The organism is Variovorax glacialis (assembly GCF_051216375.1).
Lineage (GTDB): Bacteria > Pseudomonadota > Gammaproteobacteria > Burkholderiales > Burkholderiaceae_C > Variovorax.
The window spans coordinates 58042-74369 of record NZ_JBPJZT010000004.1 but is presented as its reverse complement, the minus strand read 5'-3'; the positions used below and the strand labels follow the sequence as shown (position 1 = coordinate 74369).

Annotated in this window: 17 protein-coding genes; 5 read left to right on the top strand and 12 right to left on the bottom strand. The window is 65.8% G+C overall.

Features of this window, described 5'->3' with window-relative positions:
* Positions 1–65: 65 nt before the first annotated feature.
* Both ACSFBL_RS11960 and ACSFBL_RS11955 read left to right on the top strand, forming a co-directional pair.
* On the top strand, positions 66–1694 hold the full coding sequence (locus tag ACSFBL_RS11960; RefSeq protein WP_435516006.1) for a peptide chain release factor 3: 1629 nt from the start codon (positions 66–68) through the stop codon (positions 1692–1694).
* Positions 1694–2500 carry an HAD-IIB family hydrolase gene (locus ACSFBL_RS11955; protein ID WP_435516005.1) on the top strand — a complete coding sequence of 269 codons (807 nt, stop codon included), beginning with the start codon at positions 1694–1696 and terminating at the stop codon, positions 2498–2500. Before ACSFBL_RS11960 ends, ACSFBL_RS11955 begins: the two co-directional genes overlap by 1 nt.
* Here the strand turns inward: ACSFBL_RS11955 and ACSFBL_RS11950 are convergent.
* Entirely contained in the window at positions 2487–3320 is an 834-nt protein-coding gene (locus tag ACSFBL_RS11950; protein ID WP_435516004.1) for a DUF4399 domain-containing protein, read from the bottom strand. The genes ACSFBL_RS11955 and ACSFBL_RS11950 overlap by 14 nt on opposite strands.
* 77 nt (positions 3321–3397) lie before the next feature.
* Positions 3398–3616, bottom strand: a complete 219-nt coding sequence (locus ACSFBL_RS11945) for a SlyX family protein (protein WP_435516003.1) — start codon at positions 3614–3616, stop codon at positions 3398–3400.
* 46 nt (positions 3617–3662) lie between these two features.
* Between ACSFBL_RS11945 and ACSFBL_RS11940 the strand changes: the two genes are divergently transcribed.
* Positions 3663–4508: a GNAT family N-acetyltransferase gene (locus ACSFBL_RS11940; RefSeq protein WP_435516002.1), complete on the top strand. Its 846-nt coding sequence runs from the start codon at positions 3663–3665 to the stop codon at positions 4506–4508.
* Positions 4509–4651: 143 nt separating this feature from the next.
* Here ACSFBL_RS11940 and ACSFBL_RS11935 read toward each other — a convergent pair whose 3' ends face one another.
* The 5 genes from ACSFBL_RS11935 to ACSFBL_RS11915 all read right to left on the bottom strand — a co-directional run bounded on the left by ACSFBL_RS11935 (position 4652) and on the right by ACSFBL_RS11915 (position 9030).
* A complete protein-coding gene (locus ACSFBL_RS11935) occupies positions 4652–5389 on the bottom strand; it encodes an amino acid ABC transporter ATP-binding protein (RefSeq protein ID WP_435516001.1) in 738 nt (245 codons plus the stop codon).
* A gap of 14 nt (positions 5390–5403) precedes the next feature.
* Positions 5404–6069, bottom strand: a complete 666-nt coding sequence (locus tag ACSFBL_RS11930; RefSeq protein WP_435516000.1) for an amino acid ABC transporter permease — start codon at positions 6067–6069, stop codon at positions 5404–5406.
* Between the two features lies 1 nt (position 6070).
* Positions 6071–6796 carry an amino acid ABC transporter permease gene (locus ACSFBL_RS11925; RefSeq protein ID WP_435515999.1) on the bottom strand — a complete coding sequence of 242 codons (726 nt, stop codon included), beginning with the start codon at positions 6794–6796 and terminating at the stop codon, positions 6071–6073.
* An 89-nt stretch (positions 6797–6885) separates the two neighbouring features.
* A complete protein-coding gene (locus tag ACSFBL_RS11920; RefSeq protein ID WP_435515998.1) occupies positions 6886–7788 on the bottom strand; it encodes a transporter substrate-binding domain-containing protein in 903 nt (300 codons plus the stop codon).
* A 264-nt stretch (positions 7789–8052) separates the two neighbouring features.
* Positions 8053–9030 carry a LysR substrate-binding domain-containing protein gene (locus tag ACSFBL_RS11915; protein WP_435515997.1) on the bottom strand — a complete coding sequence of 326 codons (978 nt, stop codon included), beginning with the start codon at positions 9028–9030 and terminating at the stop codon, positions 8053–8055.
* A 58-nt stretch (positions 9031–9088) separates the two neighbouring features.
* Between ACSFBL_RS11915 and ACSFBL_RS11910 the strand changes: the two genes are divergently transcribed.
* Positions 9089–10540, top strand: coding sequence for an amidase (locus ACSFBL_RS11910; protein ID WP_435515996.1), 1452 nt, complete (start codon positions 9089–9091; stop codon positions 10538–10540).
* Here ACSFBL_RS11910 and ACSFBL_RS11905 read toward each other — a convergent pair.
* On the bottom strand, positions 10537–11475 hold the full coding sequence (locus ACSFBL_RS11905; RefSeq protein ID WP_435515995.1) for a 2-hydroxyacid dehydrogenase: 939 nt from the start codon (positions 11473–11475) through the stop codon (positions 10537–10539). The genes ACSFBL_RS11910 and ACSFBL_RS11905 overlap by 4 nt on opposite strands.
* A gap of 69 nt (positions 11476–11544) precedes the next feature.
* Positions 11545–13377 (bottom strand): ABCB family ABC transporter ATP-binding protein/permease, encoded by a 1833-nt coding sequence (locus ACSFBL_RS11900; protein WP_435516492.1) that lies wholly within the window; start codon positions 13375–13377, stop codon positions 11545–11547.
* A gap of 189 nt (positions 13378–13566) precedes the next feature.
* Here ACSFBL_RS11900 and ACSFBL_RS11895 point away from each other — a divergent pair, with 189 nt between their 5' ends.
* Positions 13567–13989, top strand: a complete 423-nt coding sequence (locus ACSFBL_RS11895) for an acyl-CoA thioesterase (protein WP_435515994.1) — start codon at positions 13567–13569, stop codon at positions 13987–13989.
* Between the two features lie 126 nt (positions 13990–14115).
* On the opposite strand, the gene ACSFBL_RS11890 is transcribed toward ACSFBL_RS11895, so the two are convergent.
* Genes ACSFBL_RS11890 through ACSFBL_RS11880 form a run of 3 tightly spaced genes read right to left on the bottom strand, consistent with a single transcriptional unit; the run spans position 14116 to position 16263 of the window.
* The gene (locus ACSFBL_RS11890) at positions 14116–14880 is read right to left on the bottom strand and encodes an enoyl-CoA hydratase (RefSeq protein ID WP_435515993.1); all 765 of its coding nucleotides are present in this window, start codon (positions 14878–14880) and stop codon (positions 14116–14118) included.
* 26 nt (positions 14881–14906) lie between these two features.
* Positions 14907–15503 carry a 2-hydroxychromene-2-carboxylate isomerase gene (locus ACSFBL_RS11885; RefSeq protein WP_435515992.1) on the bottom strand — a complete coding sequence of 199 codons (597 nt, stop codon included), beginning with the start codon at positions 15501–15503 and terminating at the stop codon, positions 14907–14909.
* Positions 15504–15516: 13 nt separating this feature from the next.
* Positions 15517–16263: an SDR family oxidoreductase gene (locus ACSFBL_RS11880; protein WP_435515991.1), complete on the bottom strand. Its 747-nt coding sequence runs from the start codon at positions 16261–16263 to the stop codon at positions 15517–15519.
* Positions 16264–16328 lie beyond the last annotated feature (65 nt).

Sequence of the window (16328 nt, the reverse complement as noted above, 5' to 3'; positions counted from 1 at the left end):
TCGGTAAAATCGCGGGCTTTGCCTTCAGCTGCCCGCGCCCGTGAGCGCGCACCGCGTTCACTCCCATGACATTCGCTTCCGAAACCCGCCGCCGTCGCACTTTCGCGATCATTTCCCACCCCGACGCCGGCAAGACCACGCTGACGGAAAAGTTGCTGCTGTTCTCCGGCGCGATCCAGATCGCGGGCTCGGTCAAGGCGCGCAAGGCCTCGCGCCATGCGACATCCGACTGGATGGAAATCGAGAAGCAGCGCGGCATCTCGGTGGCCTCGTCGGTGATGCAGATGGTCTACCGCGACCACGTCATCAACCTGCTCGACACGCCCGGCCACAAGGACTTCTCCGAGGACACCTACCGCGTGCTCACCGCAGTCGATTCGGCCCTCATGGTGATCGACGCGGCCAACGGCGTCGAGGCCCAGACGCGCCGCCTGATCGAAGTCTGCCGCCAGCGCGACACGCCCATCATCACCTTCGTCAACAAGATGGACCGCGAGGTGCGCGAGCCACTGGAACTGCTCGACGAGATCGAGCGCGAACTGGGCATGCCCTGCGTGCCGATGACCTGGCCGGTGGGCCAGGGCAAGACCTTCGGCGGCATCGTGAACCTGCGCACCCAGGCGATGACGGTGTTCGAGTCGGGCAGCGAACGCCTGCCGCAGGACTTCGAAGCCATCCCGCTCACCGACCCGGAGACGCTCCAGAAGCGCTTCGGCCGCGAGTTCGACACCGCGATGGAGAGCATGGAGCTCGCCACCGGCGCGTCCCCGACCTGGGACCGTGAAGCTTTCCTCGCCGGCAAGCAGACGCCGGTGTTCTTCGGATCCGGGGTCAACAACTTCGGTGTGATGGAAGTGCTCGACGCCCTCGTCGACCTGGCGCCCCCGCCGCAGCCGCGCGTGAGCACCACGCTCGTCAACCGGCAGCCGGTGGTCAAGGAGATCCAGCCCGAGGACAAGGACTTCGCCGGCGTGGTGTTCAAGGTGCAGGCCAACATGGACGCCAACCATCGCGACCGCATCGCCTTCGTGCGCATGGCCTCGGGACGCTACACGCCGGGCATGAAGCTCAAGGTGCAGCGCACCGCCAAGGAACTGCGGCCGACCAGCGTCGTGACGTTCATGAGCCAGCGGCGCGAAGCGGTCGAGGAAGCCTATGCGGGCGACATCGTCGGCTTCACCACGCACGGCGGCGTCCAGTTGGGCGACACCATCACCGACGGCGCCTCGCTGCAATTCACCGGCCTGCCCTTCTTCGCGCCCGAGCTGTTCATGACGGTGATCCTGAAGAACCCGTTGCGAACCAAGCAACTGCAGCAAGGCCTCGCGCAACTCGGCGAGGAAGGCGCGATCCAGGTGTTCCGCCCCGAGATCGGCGGACCGATGCTTCTCGGCGCGGTCGGCCAACTGCAGTTCGAGGTCGTACAGCATCGCCTGAAGACCGAATACGACGCGGACGTGCGCCTCGAAGGCTGCCAGTACACCGGCGCGCGGTGGATCACCGCCGACACCCCGGCCGAGCTGCGCGCCTTCGTCGACGCCTACCCCGCCCGCATGGCGCGCGACGCGGCCGATACGCTGGCCTACCTGTGCACTTCGCCGTACGACGTGCGGCTCGCGCAGGAGCGCTTCGCGAAGATCCACTTCCATCCGCTGCGCGAGCACGCCGGGCTGGCCCTTCAAACGGCCGGCTGATGCAGGCCCTGACGCAGTGGCCGCTCGAGGCGCGCCGTCAACTGGTCGGCGTGTTCACCGATATCGACGACACGCTGACCACCGACGGCGCCATCACGCCCGATGCGTTGAAGGCGCTGGCGGACATCAAGGCCGAGGGGCTGCACAGTGTCGCCATCACGGGCCGTCCCGTCGGATGGAGCGAACCCTTTGCGAGCGCCTGGCCGCTCGACGCGATCGTCGCCGAAAACGGTGCCGTCGCGCTCGTGCCCTCGCCCGAGGGCCGGCTCGAAAAACGCTACCAGCAGGACGCCGCGACGCGCGCGCGCAACTTCGCGCGCATGCAGGAGGTGCTCGACCGCATCGAGCGCGAGATCCCTGGCGCCCGACGCGCCACCGACTCGGCCGGCCGGGAGTGCGACATCGCGATCGATCACAGCGAATTCACGCACCTCGACGACACGAAGATCGCGGCGGTCGTCGCGCTGATGAAGCGCGAGGGCATGCACGCCACTGTCAGCAGCATTCATGTCAACGGCTGGTTCGGTGAGCACAACAAGCTGGCCGGCGCGCGCTGGATCGTGGGCGAACTGTGGGGCCGTCGGCTCGATGACGAGATGCCGCGCTGGGCGTATGTGGGCGACTCCACCAACGACGCCCTGATGTTCGAGCACTTCGAGCACAGCATCGGCGTCGCGAACGTCCGCCGCTTCGAATCGGCGCTGTCGCACCTGCCGCGCTACGTCGCGCAGGCCGAACGCGGCGCCGGTTTCGCGGAAGTGGCGGCTGCAGTGCTCGACGCCCGCACCGGCGTCAGCGCACGCTGAAGGCGATCGGCTTCGCCCGCGCGGTGATGGCGCCGGGCGAGGTATTGCTCACCAAGTCGAGGCGCACGCTGTAGTCGCCCTTCGGCGGGTTGAGCCACAGCTCCGTCTGGCCACCGTCCAGTTCGATGATCTCGGGCTTCTGGCCGGCGCGTTCCAGGACGAGCCGGAAGTGGCCGGTGTCCGGCACCTTGGGCGCCGCGTGCGACAGGTTGTAGCCGCTGGCGTGCAGTTGCACCCTCAGCGGCAACTGCACGGTAGAGCGATCCGCGGGGCTGAGGATCTCGATGCGCGGCTGCCCGAGCACGCTGGCCGCAGAGACACCCTTGTTCTGCTTGCTGACAGTGAATTTCAACGGCTTGCTGTACACGAAATACGGGATGTGCCCCTGGTCGGCCAGCACCAGCCGCATCGTGTAGGTGCCCGGCGGCAAATCGACCACCGTTTCCATCTGGCCCTTGCCGAAGTGGATGTAGTGCTCGGTGAAGGGCAACGGCTTCTTGAAATCGAGCGGCAGTGGCTGGTCGATGAGCAGGTGATGGTGGCCCGCCGTGCCTGCCGTTTTGCCGGCCGGCACGATCCCGCGCAAGGAGAGCCCGAAGCGGGCGACGAACGGCGCCTCCAGCGTCGCGCCATCCTTCAGGTTGGTGAAGTACGCGTCCGGTGACCAACTGGGGGGCGGTACCACCCACGGATGGACCACCATTTCGCCACCTTCCGCGCCCATGGGTGCTTGCGCGAAAGCCCCGGGGGCCAGCAATGCGAACGCTGCCGCAACCAAGCCCTTTCCCGCCCACATACCGAGACGTGCACCAACGGCCATGCCAACTCCTCCAGATTTCGGAGAATTGTGGCATTAGACCTTTGTGATACACACAATTTTTAACAAGTGCCGCCAGATCAGTAGTGCGGCGGCAACTCGTCGCGAAGGTTGCGCGGGCCGCCTGTCCCGTCCTCAGGCCTTTGCTGCCGCAGCTGCGCGACCTGAAGCGCGAGGCTGTCGATCTGCTGCTGTTGCCTGTAGATCGTCATGTTCAACTGGTCCAACAGGTCTTCGGTGAAGCTGGCCTTGATTTCCAGTTCGTTCAGCCGGCGTTCGGCATCGTGCGAGGTTTCCATTCCGGTATTGGACAGGAATCCGCCACGCGGAGTCAGAATGCCGCGCATGGACTACACGATCCGTGCCCTGCGCCGAGACGAGATGCCCTGGGTCATCGACATGGCCGCGCACGAGGGCTGGAACCCCGGCCTGCACGACGCCGAGTGCTTCCACGCGGCCGACCCGAGCGGCTTTCTCCTCGCCGAACATGAAGGCGAGCCGCTGGGCTGTATCAGCGCCATCTCTTATGGAGGCCGCTTCGGCTTCATCGGCCTCTACATCGTCGACCCCGCCTGGCGCGGAGAAGGCATCGGCATCGCCCTCTGGCGCGAGGGCATCGCCCGGCTGACGGGCCATGTGATCGGACTCGACGGCGTGCCCGCGCAACAGGCCAACTACCGCCGAGGCGGCTTCGAACTGGCCTGGAACAACGTCCGCTACGAAGGCGTTGCAACGGCAGCGGGCCAGCCCATGCCCCAACAGATCGTCCCGCTTTCCACGATCGACTTCGCCACCCTCTGCACCGACGACCAGCGCGTCTTTCCCGCGCCGCGCAAAACATTCCTGCGCCGCTGGATCGCCATGCCCGACGCGACCGGCCTCGCATGGATGCACCAGGGCCGCCTCGAAGGATGGGGCCTGATCCGCCGCTGCCGCAACGGCCACAAGATCGGCCCCCTCGTGGCCGAGAACCTCCCAGTCGCCAGGTCCCTCTACGCCGCACTGAGTGCTAGCGTCCCTCCAGGCGACCCCATCTACCTCGACGTCCCCCTGCCCAACCCCGACGCCGTCACCCTCGCAAAGGAACAAGGCATGCAAAGCGTCTTCGAAACCGCCCGCATGTACCTCGGCGCCCCACCCCCCTGCGAACTCGACCGCCTCTACGGCATCACCACCTTCGAATTAGGCTGAGACTTTTCCAAAAAGGAAAAGCCCCGCAAGCGGGGCTTTTCAATCCCAGAGGTGCCGCAGATCCGGCTACGCCGGTCTGCAGGCACCGCCCCCGGCAGGGGGTAGGCGAAGCGACACGAAGTGCGCGCAGCCTGGGGGCGAGCCTAGTGCGCGAGGATCTTGTTGAGAAAGTCCTTCGTGCGAGGCTGCCGGTTCTCCGGATGCGTGAAGAACTCTTCCTTCGAGCAGTCCTCCAGGATGCGCCCACCCACGTCGATGAAGATCACGCGGCTCGCCACCTTGCGCGCGAAGCCCATTTCGTGCGTGACCACCATCATGGTCATGCCTTCCTTGGCCAGCGCCACCATCACGTCGAGCACTTCACCCACCATCTCGGGGTCCAGCGCGGACGTGGGCTCGTCGAACAGCATCACGATCGGGTCCATGCTCAGCGCGCGCGCGATGGCCACGCGCTGCTGCTGGCCGCCCGAAAGCTGGCCCGGGAACTTGTCCTTGTGAGCCATCAGGCCCACGCGATCGAGCATCTTCAGGCCGCGCGTCTTGGCCTCGTCGGCACTGCGCCCCAACACCTTGATCTGCGCGATCGTCAGGTTCTCGGTCACCGACAGGTGCGGGAAGAGCTCGAAGTGCTGGAACACCATGCCGACCTTCGAGCGAAGCTGCGGCAGGTTGGTCTTCGGGTCATGGAGCGGAATGCCGTTGACCGTGATCTCGCCCTTCTGGAAAGGCTCCAGCGCGTTCACCGTCTTGATCAGCGTGGACTTGCCCGAGCCCGAAGGCCCGCACACCACCACCACATCGCCCTTGGAGATGCTGACCGAGCAGTCGTTGAGCACCTGCACCGGGCCATACCACTTGGATACGTTCTTGATTTCAATCATTTTGTCGGACTCCTTCAGCGGATGATGGCGATCTTCTTGTGCAGGCGCTTCACGAGGTACGAGAGCGAATAGCACAGCACGAAATAGACGACGGCGGCCAGCAGGTAGGCTTCCTCGGGCCGGCCGAAGTTCTTGCCCGCGGTGTCGAAGCCCTTGAACAGGTCGTAGGCGCCGATGGCGTAGACGAGCGAGGTGTCCTGGAACAGGATGATGGTCTGGGTCAGCAGCACCGGCAGCATGTTGCGGAACGCCTGCGGCAGGATCACCAGCTTCATGTTCTGGCTGTAGGTCATCCCAACGGCCATGCCCGCGGAGACCTGCCCGCGCGGGATCGACTGGATGCCCGCGCGCATGATCTCGCTGAAGTAGGCGGCCTCGAACGCGATGAAGGTGATGATGGCCGAGTACTCCGGCCCGATCGGCCTTCCGATGATGTTGGGCACCAGCAGGAAGAACCACAGGATCATCATCACCAGCGGAATGCTGCGCATGCCGTTGACGTAGATGGCCGCGGGCATGTCGAGCCACTTGTTGCCCGACAGCCGCATCAACGCGAGCAGCGTGCCGAAAAAGATGCCGCCCAGGGTGGCCACCACTGTCAGGAACACGCTGAAGTAAAAGCCCTTGAGCAGGAAGCCGCTGATGACTTGCCAGCTGAAGAATGTGAGGTCGAGGTTCATGTCAGTGGCCCCCCGTTCCGCCGGCAACGACGAAGCCCGGCACGCGCACCCTCTTCTCGACCCAGGTCATGAGGCGGTTGATGATCATCGCCGAGATCACGTAGAGGATGGTCACCGCCATGTACATCTCGGTCACGCGCGAGGTCTCCTCGCCGGCCTGCATCGCGAACTGGATCATTTCGGGAATCGATACCGCGAACGCGACCGACGAGTTCTTGAAGATGTTCATCGATTCGCTGGTGAGCGGCGGGATGATGATCCGGTAGGCCATCGGCAGGATGACGTAACGGTAGTACTGGAAGGTGGTGAAGCCCACCGCCATGCCCGCGTAGCGCTGGCCCTTGGGCAGGGCCTGGATGCCGGAGCGAAGCTGTTCGGCGATCCGCGCAGAGGTGAAGAAGCCCAGCGCGAACACCACCAGGATGAAGGGCGGCAGGCCCGCCATGACGGGGAAAATCTTCGGCACCACGTGGTACCACAGGAAGATCTGAACCAGGAGCGGGATGTTGCGGAACAGTTCGACCCAGGCATTGCCGAAGCGCACCAGCCAGGGGCTGTCGGGCAAGGTGCGGATCACGCCGACCAGGGAGCCGAGCACCAGCGCCACGACCAGCGAGCACAAGGACACCGACACGGTCCAGCCCCAGGCGGAGACCAGCCACTGCCAGTAGGTCGGTATCTTTCCCCCCGGGTCCTGCAGGAAGACCTGCCAATCCCAATTTCCCATTTCAACTCCTCGATGATTGTTGGAGGCATCTCACAAAACAAACGCCCGCCGAAAGAGGCGGGCGTTCGTCACGCGTCAGCCCACGTGATTTACTTCTTGGCGTAGTCTTCCATCGGCTTGTCGTTGGGATTGGCCCAGGCGGCCTTGGTGGCTTCCGACAGCGGAAGGCCGACCTTGGTGTTGGTCGGCGGGATCGGCTGCATGAACCACTTGTCATACATCTTGGCCAGCGAACCGTCCTTGATCTGGCTCTTGATGCTGTCGTCCACGGCCTTCTTGAACGCCGGGTCGTCCTTGCGCATCATGCAGGCGATCGGCTCGACCGACAGGGCCTCGCCGACGATCTTGAAGTCGGCAGGCGCCTTCGACTTGGCGATGTTGCCGGCCAGGATTTGGCCATCCATCACGAACGCGTCGGCACGGCCCGATTCGAGCAGCAGGAAGCTGTCGGCGTGGTCCTTGCCCATGACTTCCTTGAAGTCGATGCCCTGGGCGCGCTCGTTCTTGCGCAGGGTCTGCACCGAGGTCGTGCCCGTGGTGGTTGCCACGCTCTTTCCGTTGAGGTCCTTGATGGAGTTGATGCCGGAGTTGGCCTTGACCGCGATGCGCACTTCCTCGACGTAGGTGGTCACTGCGAAGGCGACGTCCTTCTGGCGGGTGGCGTTGTTGGTGGTCGAGCCGCATTCGAGGTCGACGGTGCCGTTCTGCACCAGCGGCACACGGTTCTGCGAAGTGACGAGCTGGCGCTTGATGTCCAGCTTGGGCAGGCCGAGTTGCTTCTGGATGTCGGCCAGGATGCGCTCGGACATTTCCGTATGGAAGCCGACGTACTTGCCGTCACCGATGGTGTAGGCCAGTGCGCCCGAGGAATCGCGCACACCCATCGTGACGCTACCGCTGGACTTGATCTTGGCCAGCGTGTCATTGGCCTGCGCGAAGGCGGACCCTGCGGCGAGCGCCATCACGGCCAGTGCCAATACTTGCTTCTTCATTTGGAAAACTCCTGTGACTGAGAGATACGCGAAATTCTATGCGCCCGCATTCTGCGCCATACCCGGGCCAACCCGGTGCGCGATGCACCAGTCGATGGCGCGCGGTCCGATCGGGCCCGTGCATCGGTGCATCCCTCTTGCAAGGGCCTGCAACCGCCTTTCCTTAAAGCAGCCTTTGTGCCCGAATGAAACAGGCGGTCGCTGCCGGCGCAATTCCTTCAGTCCGAAAAGGGCATCCGGCTGTCGCGCCGCGCGCCCGCGATGTCACGAGACGGGGGGCTGCGTGCCGACCAGATAGGCCCACAGCGCTTCCACCGAACTCTTGGCTCGCGGCGCCGGCGCATCCGTCTTGCCCGGCCGCGTGCCTGCCTTGGCCGGAGCGGTCGGCCGCTCGCGGTAGGCGCGGATTTCCATCGTGGCCTCGAGCCGGTCGATCTCGGGCGGCAGTGCGCTCACGAGCGTCCGCGCACGGATCTCCTTGCGCACCGCGCTTTGCGGGAGGAAGGCGATGCCGTGGCCTTCGAGTGCCATCACCTTGAGGCCCTCGGCCATGTCGGTCTCGTAGACGCGGTCGAGATGAATGGCGGTGCCGGATTCCTTGAGCAACTGGTCGACCACGCGCCCGAGGTAGGCGCCCGGCGCATAGCCGAGATAGGGCAGCGGCTGGCCGGCCCGCCCCGGCAGTCGGAAGCGCGGCTCGCCATCCGCATCCGGCTTGACCCAGGGCGCCACCACCTCCTGGCCGAGGCTCACCATCTCGTAGCGATTGGCGTCCAGCGGCAGCGGTTGCGAGGAATGGTGATAGGCGATCAGCAGGTCGCAGCTGCCCTCCACCAGACGCAGCACGGCGTCATGGACGTTGAGCGCGATGAGCCGGCTCTTCAGCGGTCCGAAGTGTTCGCGCAGGCTCGTGACCCAGGCCGGGAAGAAGGTGAAGGCCAGCGTGTGCGGGATCGCGACCTCGATCACATCCTGCGCTGCCGTCGAATGACCACGCAGCATCGCGCGCGTGCTCTGCAATGCCTGGAGCATCTCGATGGCCTGGCCGTAGAGCGTCTGGCCCGCGGGCGTGAGCCGCGTCGGGTAGGAGCTGCGATCGACGAGGTCGGTGCCGGCCCATCCTTCGAGCGCCTGGATGCGGCGCGAGAAGGCGGGCTGCGTCACATGCCGCAATTGGGCCGAACGGCTGAAGCTGCGCGTCTCGGCAAGGCTGACAAAGTCTTCGAGCCACTTGGTTTCCATGAACCGATTATGCGAGGCTGCGACATACTGCAGAGCCACACGGAGACCCCCTTCAACGATGCAAGCAGCCGATCTTCTCGCCCTCGACGCCACCACGCTTTCCCGCCACATCGCCGCACGCTCGGTGTCCTGCCGCGAACTCATGGACGCGACGCTCGCGCGGATCCATGCGCTCAATCCGCGCTTCAACGCGATCGTGGCGCTGCGCGATTCGCAGCAGCTGCTGGCCGAAGCGGACGAACGCGACGCGCAACTCGCGCGTGGCGAACGGCTGGGATGGATGCATGGATTTCCGCTCGCGGTGAAGGACCTCAGCCATGCGACGGGCCTGCCGACCTCGATGGGATCGCCGATCGCACCCCGCTCGCCGGCACGCAGCGACAGCCTGCACGTGGCGCGCATGCGGCAGGCCGGCGCGATCGTCATCGGCAAGACCAACACGCCCGAATTCGGGCTCGGCTCGCACACCTACAACACGGTCTTCGGCACCACGCTGAATGCCTACCAGCCCGCGCTGAGCGCAGGCGGCAGCAGCGGCGGTGCCGCGGTCGCGCTCGCGCTGGGGATGCTGCCGGTGGCTGACGGAAGCGACATGGGCGGCTCGCTGCGCAACCCTGCGGCATTCAACAACGTCATCGGCTTCCGGCCCTCGCGTGGCCGCGTGCCCGGGTCGCCGGACGAGGAACTCTTCTTCCAGCAACTCGGCTGCGAAGGCCCGATGGCCCGCACGGTCGAGGATGCCGCGCGACTGCTCGCCGTGCAGGCGGGCTTCGACCCTCGCGTGCCCCTGTCGCTGACCGATGCGCTGCCCTCGCCCGACGCGATGGCGCTGGAGGGCGACGTCAGGGGCCTGCGCGTCGGCTGGCTCGGCAGCATCTGGCCGGACCTGCCGCTCGCACCCGGCGTGCGCGAACTCTGCGAGGGCGCGCTGCAGACCTTCCGCGATCTCGGCTGCCGGGTCGAGCCGCATCAGCTCGGTGTCCCCCGCGAACAGAACTGGACGGCCTGGCTGCGGCTGCGTCAGTTGCTGGTCGGCGGCAAGCTTGGCGCCGCCTTCGCCGACCCGTCGCTGCGCGAACAGCTCAAGCCCGAGGCACGCTGGGAAATCGAGCAGAGCCACAAGCTCGACGCCGCTGCGCTCTACCAGGCCTCGGTCTATCGCTCGAACGTCTTCCGCGCCTTCCTGCATGCCTTCGAGTCCTTCGATGTCGTCGTCGCGCCCACGGCGCAGGTCTTTCCCTTCGACGCGAAACTAACCTGGCCTGCGGCGGTCGGCGATGTGGCGAGCGACACCTACCACCGCTGGATGGAAATCGTCACCCCCTTCACGCTGGCCGGATTGCCCACGCTGAATGTGCGCGCCGGCTTCGAAGGCGGCCTGCCGATGGGCCTGCAGATCGCCGGCCCGATCCACCGCGACCTCGACGTGCTGCGTCTCGGCCACGCCTACGACCGCGCCTGCGGCTGGGGACTGGTGCAGCCGTCGGCGCTCGCGAACCTGCCGGCCTAGATGGGGGACACCACGCCGCGACCGGCGAAGTGCCCTTCGGCATTGGCCATGAAGCGGTTCACCGACGCCTGCGTCGCCTCGGGCGACCAGCCCGCCATGTGCGGCGTGAGCAGCACGTTGTCCAGCCCGATCAGGGGCTCGGGCCGCCGGGGTTCGCTCTCGTAGACATCGAGCCCCGCCCCCGCGATCCGGTTCGCCCGCAGCGCGGCGGCGAGCGCCTCCGTGTCGACCACGCTGCCGCGCGAGATGTTGACCAGATAGCCCTGGGGGCCGATCGCATCGAGGATCTCAGCGTTGATCAGGTGCCTCGTTGCAGCACCGCCCGGCGTGGCGACCACCAGCACATCCGCCCATTCCGCGAGCGCCTTCAGGCTGTCGAAATGGCGGTGCGGTGCGCCCTCCTTCGGCTTGCGGTTGTGATAGCCCACTTCCATGTCGAAGGCGCCCGCACGTTTGGCGATCTTCTGGCCGATGGTGCCCAGCCCGAGGATGCCGAGCTTCTTGCCCGACACATTGGGCGGTTGCGGGATTTCCTCGCGCCATACGCCTTCGCGGCATTGGCGGTCGAGCGTGCGGATGCCGCGCACGATGCCGATCAGCAGGCCGAAGGCGTGGTCCGCCACGCAATCGTCATTGGTGCCGGCGCCGTTGGCGACCGCGATGCCGCGTGCGCGCAAGGCGTCGAGCGGAAGGCCCTCGTAGCCCGCGCCCATCGCGCAGACCAGTTCGACCTTGGGCATGGCGGCGATCTCTTCGACCGTGATGCCGATCACGCCGATGGTCAGCACCGCACGGAACTTCGCGCCGTGTGCGCCGATGGCCGCCGCGCGCTCGGCCTGCGTGGGCGCGTAGGTCAGGTCATAGACGGCCGCGATCTGCGCCTGGTGGGCAGGCGACAAACTGTTGAGCACCAAAAGGGGAATCTTCTCGGACATTCAAATTGCTCCTGAACATGAAGGACCGGTTCGCGCGGCCCGAATGCCGCGCGCCGGCAAAGGCCTGGGTTAGAGCACGGGCGCGGCCTCGAGCTTCTGCAGTCGCCACATCTGCGCGTACTTGCCCTGCCGGGCCAGCAGGTCCGCATGCGTTCCGCGCTCGACGATGACACCGCCTTCGAGCACGAGGATCTCGTGCGCGTCGACCACGGTCGAGAGCCGGTGCGCGATCACGAGCGTGGTCTTGTTGCGCGCCGCGCTCTTGAGTTCGGACTGGATCGCGCGCTCGTTCGCCGAGTCGAGCGCCGATGTCGCCTCGTCGAAGATCACGATCGGCGGGTTCTTAAGCAGCGTGCGCGCGATGGCGACGCGCTGCTTCTCGCCGCCGGACAGCTTGAGCCCGCGCTCGCCGACCATCGTCCCGTAGCCCTTCGGCGTGTGCGCGATGAAATCGTGGATGCGCGCGGCACGGGCCGCGGCCTCGACCTCCTCCCGGCTGGCACCGGGCCGTCCGTAGGCAATGTTGTATTCGACCGTGTCGTTGAAGAGCACGGTGTCCTGCGGCACGATGCCGATCGACTGGCGCACGCTCGCCTGCGTCACCTGGCGGATGTCCTCGCCGCCGATCGTGATGCGGCCCTGCTGGACGTCGTAGAAGCGATAGAGCAGCCGTGCCATCGTCGACTTGCCAGAGCCCGAAGGACCGACCACGGCAACCGTCTGGCCGGCCGGGATCTCGAAGCTCACGTTCTTGAGAATCGGCCGTGCCGACTCGTAGGCGAAGCTCACGTTCTCGAAGCGCACCGTGGAATCCAATCCGGCCAGGGGCCGTGCATCGGGCGCATCCCGTACTTCGCGTTCCTTCTCGAGCAGCACGAACATCTTGTCGAGGTCGGTGAGGCTCTGCTTGATCTCGCGGTAGATCACGCCCAGGAAGTTGAGCGGGATGTAGAGCTGGATCATGAACGCATTGACCATCACCAGGTCGCCCAGCGTCATGCGCCCGTCCACCACGCCCTGTGTCGCGCGGTAGAGCATGGCGACCAGGCTGACCGCGATCAGGCACTGCTGGCCGGCGTTGAGCATGCTCAGCGTGGTCTGGCTCTTGACCGCCGCCTTGCGGTAGCGCTCCAGGCTGGCGTCGTAGCGGCCGGCCTCGAAGTTCTCGTTGTTGAAGTACTTGACCGTCTCGTAGTTGAGCAGCGAATCGACCGCGCGGCTCTGCGCCACGGAATCGAGCTCGTTCATGGTCTTGCGGAACTGCGTGCGCCATTCCGTCACGATCACGGTGAACGCGATATAGACCACCAGCGCCGCGAGCGTGATCCAGACGAAGCCCGAATCGAACTTCACGCCCAGCACCGTCAGCACCAGCGTGAGCTCGATGATCGTCGGCACGATGCTGTAGAGCGACATCGAGATCAGCGAATGCACGCCGCGCGTGCCCCGCTCGATGTCGCGGGTCATGCCGCCGGTCTGGCGCTCCAGGTGAAAACGCAGGCTCAGCGCATGAAGGTGCCGGAACACTTCCAGCGAGATGCTGCGCGCCGCGCCCTCGGTCGCCTTGGCGAAGACCAGTTCGCGCAGTTCATTGAAGACCGCCGTGGAGAGCCTGAGCAGGCCGTAGGCGAGCAGCAGGCCAATCGGCACGACCAGCAAGGCGGCTGCACTGCCGGGCTTGATCGACATCGCGTCGACCAGGTTCTTGAGAAGCAGCGGCACGCCCACGTTGGCGACCTTGGCGCCGATCATGAAGGCGAGCGCCGCCATCACGCGCCACTTGTAGTGCCACAGGTAGGGAAACAACCTGCGAAGCGTGGCCCAGTCGGAGCGGTCGCTGCGGGCAGGCTGGCTGCCCGAGGCGGGATGAGGTGAGGAAAGTGCTTCGCCGCTGCGGCGCATGGGGGACAATCAGAGGCTTGTTGCTCACCCCCACGCTTCGCGCACTGCGTGTCGCTTCGCCCACCCCCTTCGAGGGGGCGATACCGGCAGACTGGCGGGGCCAGTTCTGCGGCATCTCTGGGTTGGCACGCTGCGTGCATCGCAGGGTTTGAGCCGTTATCGGGATTTCGTTTTCTACAGATTGTGCCTATGTCCGCCACTTCCAGCGCCAACCTCACCGCCAAGCTCAAAAGCCTTCCGGCCGACATGGAGCTGGTGCTCAAGGTGATTCCGATGCCCGCCGACTGCAATGCCAACGGCGATATCTTCGGCGGGTGGGTGATGGCGCAGTGCGACCTGGCCGGCTCGGTGATCCCGGCCCGCTACGCCAAGGGGCGGATGGCCACGGTCGCCGTCAACGAATTCGTGTTCAAGCAGCCGGTGCGGCTCGGCGACATCCTGTCGTTCTATTCGAAACTGGACCGCATCGGTCGTACCTCGGTCACGGTCACCGTAGAAGTGTTCGCGGAACGCTTCAAGGCGCAGGGCGAATACATCAAGGTGACCGAGGCGACGTTCACCTACGTCGCGATAGACGACACCGGACGCCCCCGACCCATCGCCCAAGACTGAACGCACTCAGGGCCCGTGCGAGGGTCTCGCGTGGAACACCGCGGAACCGGCTTTGCCGGGCCGCGGGTGTTGCCCCCGGAGAGGGGGTAGGCGAAGCGACACGAAGTGCGCGAAGCCTGGGGGAGATCAAAGTGCCGAGAAGTCGGGGCGGCGCTTTTCCATGAAGGCCGTGAAGGCTTCGCGCGCTGCCGGTTCGCGCAGCATGCGGCCGAAGCTCTGGCCTTCCTCGCCCATGCGCTCCAGCACGGCGGACTGCTGCGATTTCTTCATCAGGCGCTTCGTTTCGATCAAGGCGGTCAGCGGCTTGGCCGCCAGCTTGCGCGCCTGTGCCTGGGCGATGGCGTTGGCTTCGGTCGGCGGCACCACGCGATTGACCAGTCCCACTTCCAGCGCCGCTTCGGCCATGAAGGGTTCGCCCAGCAGGAGTGCCTCGGCCGCGCGGTGGTAGCCGAACATCTGCGGCACGAGCATGCTCGACGCGGCCTCGGGGCAGAGACCCAGGTTCACGAAAGGCATCGAGAAGGCCGCGTTGTCGCCGGCGTAGACCAGGTCGCAGTGGAACAGCATCGTGGTGCCGATGCCCACGGCCGGGCCACAGACGGCCGCCACGATGGGCTTCGGGAAGGTCGCGATGCCGCGCAGGAAACGGAACACCGGCGATTCCTGGGTCGACGGCGGGGCGTTGAGGAAGTCGCCGATGTCGTTGCCGGCGCTGAAGATTGTCGCGTCGCCCTGGATCAGCACTGCGCGCACGGCACCGTCCTGCTCGGCCTTGCCCAGCGCGTCGGCCAGTTCGCCGTACATCGCGCTGGTGATCGAGTTCTTCTTGTCGAGACGGTTGAAGGTGATGGTCATCACACCGGCTTCGGTGTGGACGAGGATGTCGCTCATGGTGTGTCCTTGCAGAGAGAAAAGATTCAGGCGCCGAGCGCCTCGCGAACGAAATCGAGCCGGTCCTGGCCCCAGAACATCTGGTCGCCGACGAACATGGTGGGCGCGCCGAACACGCCGCGCTGCACGGCCTCCTGGGTCGCGGCCTTGAGCTGGTCCTTGACGTCTTGCGCATTGGCCAGGGCCAGCAGCTTGCCGGCATCGAAACCTGCCTCCTGCAGCACGGCACCGACCGTCGCGGGATCGTTCAGGTTGCGCGGCTCGACCCACATCGCGTGGAACACGGCATCGACATAGGCGCGGAAGCGTTCGGGCTGGTGCATCTGCATGCCGGTGGCTCCGCGCATCAGCAGCAGCGTGTTGATCGGAAAGTCCGGATTCTCGCGCAGCGTCACGCCGTAGCGCTTTGCGAATCGCGCGAGGTCGGTGAACACATACGGCCCTTTCGCCGGGATGGTGGCCGGCGAATGGTTGCCGGTGGACTGGAACACCCCACCGAGCAGCATCGGCTTCCACACGAGCTCGGCGCCGACATCGGCACACAGATGCGGCAACTGGGTGGCGGCCAGGTAGGAAGCAGGGCTGCCGAAGTCGAAATAGAACTCGACGGATCGCGTTGTCATGAACCTTGTCTCCTCAGAACTTCTCGGACCACGGCCGCAGGTCGAGCTCGTGCGTCCAGGCGTCTCGCGGCTGCGAATGCAGCATCCAGTAGGCATCCGCGATGTGATCTGGATTGAGGATCCCATCCTGCGCCTTCAGCGCATACCGGTCGGGGAAGTTGCTGCGGATGAATTCGGTATCGATCGCGCCGTCGATGATCGAATGCGCGACGTGAACGCCGCGGGGCCCGAGTTCGCGCGCCATGCTCTGCGCCAGTGCGCGCAAGGCCATCTTCGCGCCCGAGAAGGCGCCGAAGTTGGCCGCGCCCCGCATCGACGCCGTCGCGCCGGTGAAGATGATGGTGCCGCGGTGCGCGCCCTCCGGCAGTTCGCGCGCCACCATGCGCTTGGCCACTTCCCGGCCGTTCAGGAAACCGGAGAAGCAGGCCATCTCCCAGACCTTGAAGTACTTGCGCGCCGTCTCGGTGAGGATGCTCTCGGGCACATTGGCGCCGATGTTGAAGACAAGCACCTCGATCGGACCGACGGTCGACTCGATCTGCTCGACCAGCGCGACGACTTCCTCTTCCTTGCGCGCGTCGCTGGCGAAGGCATGCGCCTTGCCGCCTTCGGCCTCGATCTGCGCGACCAGGGGTTGCAGCTTGTCGAGGCTGCGTCGGGTGACGCAGGTCGCATAGCCACCGCGCGCAAACCGGCGTGCGATCGCGCCGCCGGTGGCATCGCCCGCGCCGACGATCAGCGCTGCCTTATTCATGGCCATCTCCAGGCCGGCGCCGGGCCGCCCCGTCGGGGGGCAGCGAGTACACGAAGTGACAGAGCGTGAGG

Coding starts and splice junctions, on each gene's coding strand:
- ACSFBL_RS11920 (WP_435515998.1), bottom strand. CDS start 7,788: ATGAAGAAGCAAGTATTGGCACTGGCCGTGATGGCGCTCGCCGCAGGG.
- ACSFBL_RS11955 (WP_435516005.1), top strand. CDS start 1,694: ATGCAGGCCCTGACGCAGTGGCCGCTCGAGGCGCGCCGTCAACTGGTC.
- ACSFBL_RS11930 (WP_435516000.1), bottom strand. CDS start 6,069: ATGAACCTCGACCTCACATTCTTCAGCTGGCAAGTCATCAGCGGCTTC.
- ACSFBL_RS11945 (WP_435516003.1), bottom strand. CDS start 3,616: ATGGAAACCTCGCACGATGCCGAACGCCGGCTGAACGAACTGGAAATC.
- ACSFBL_RS11925 (WP_435515999.1), bottom strand. CDS start 6,796: ATGGGAAATTGGGATTGGCAGGTCTTCCTGCAGGACCCGGGGGGAAAG.
- ACSFBL_RS11960 (WP_435516006.1), top strand. CDS start 66: ATGACATTCGCTTCCGAAACCCGCCGCCGTCGCACTTTCGCGATCATT.
- ACSFBL_RS11950 (WP_435516004.1), bottom strand. CDS start 3,320: ATGGCCGTTGGTGCACGTCTCGGTATGTGGGCGGGAAAGGGCTTGGTT.
- ACSFBL_RS11940 (WP_435516002.1), top strand. CDS start 3,663: ATGGACTACACGATCCGTGCCCTGCGCCGAGACGAGATGCCCTGGGTC.
- ACSFBL_RS11905 (WP_435515995.1), bottom strand. CDS start 11,475: ATGTCCGAGAAGATTCCCCTTTTGGTGCTCAACAGTTTGTCGCCTGCC.
- ACSFBL_RS11890 (WP_435515993.1), bottom strand. CDS start 14,880: ATGAGCGACATCCTCGTCCACACCGAAGCCGGTGTGATGACCATCACC.
- ACSFBL_RS11910 (WP_435515996.1), top strand. CDS start 9,089: ATGCAAGCAGCCGATCTTCTCGCCCTCGACGCCACCACGCTTTCCCGC.
- ACSFBL_RS11885 (WP_435515992.1), bottom strand. CDS start 15,503: ATGACAACGCGATCCGTCGAGTTCTATTTCGACTTCGGCAGCCCTGCT.
- ACSFBL_RS11900 (WP_435516492.1), bottom strand. CDS start 13,377: ATGCGCCGCAGCGGCGAAGCACTTTCCTCACCTCATCCCGCCTCGGGC.
- ACSFBL_RS11880 (WP_435515991.1), bottom strand. CDS start 16,263: ATGGCCATGAATAAGGCAGCGCTGATCGTCGGCGCGGGCGATGCCACC.
- ACSFBL_RS11895 (WP_435515994.1), top strand. CDS start 13,567: ATGTCCGCCACTTCCAGCGCCAACCTCACCGCCAAGCTCAAAAGCCTT.
- ACSFBL_RS11935 (WP_435516001.1), bottom strand. CDS start 5,389: ATGATTGAAATCAAGAACGTATCCAAGTGGTATGGCCCGGTGCAGGTG.
- ACSFBL_RS11915 (WP_435515997.1), bottom strand. CDS start 9,030: ATGGAAACCAAGTGGCTCGAAGACTTTGTCAGCCTTGCCGAGACGCGC.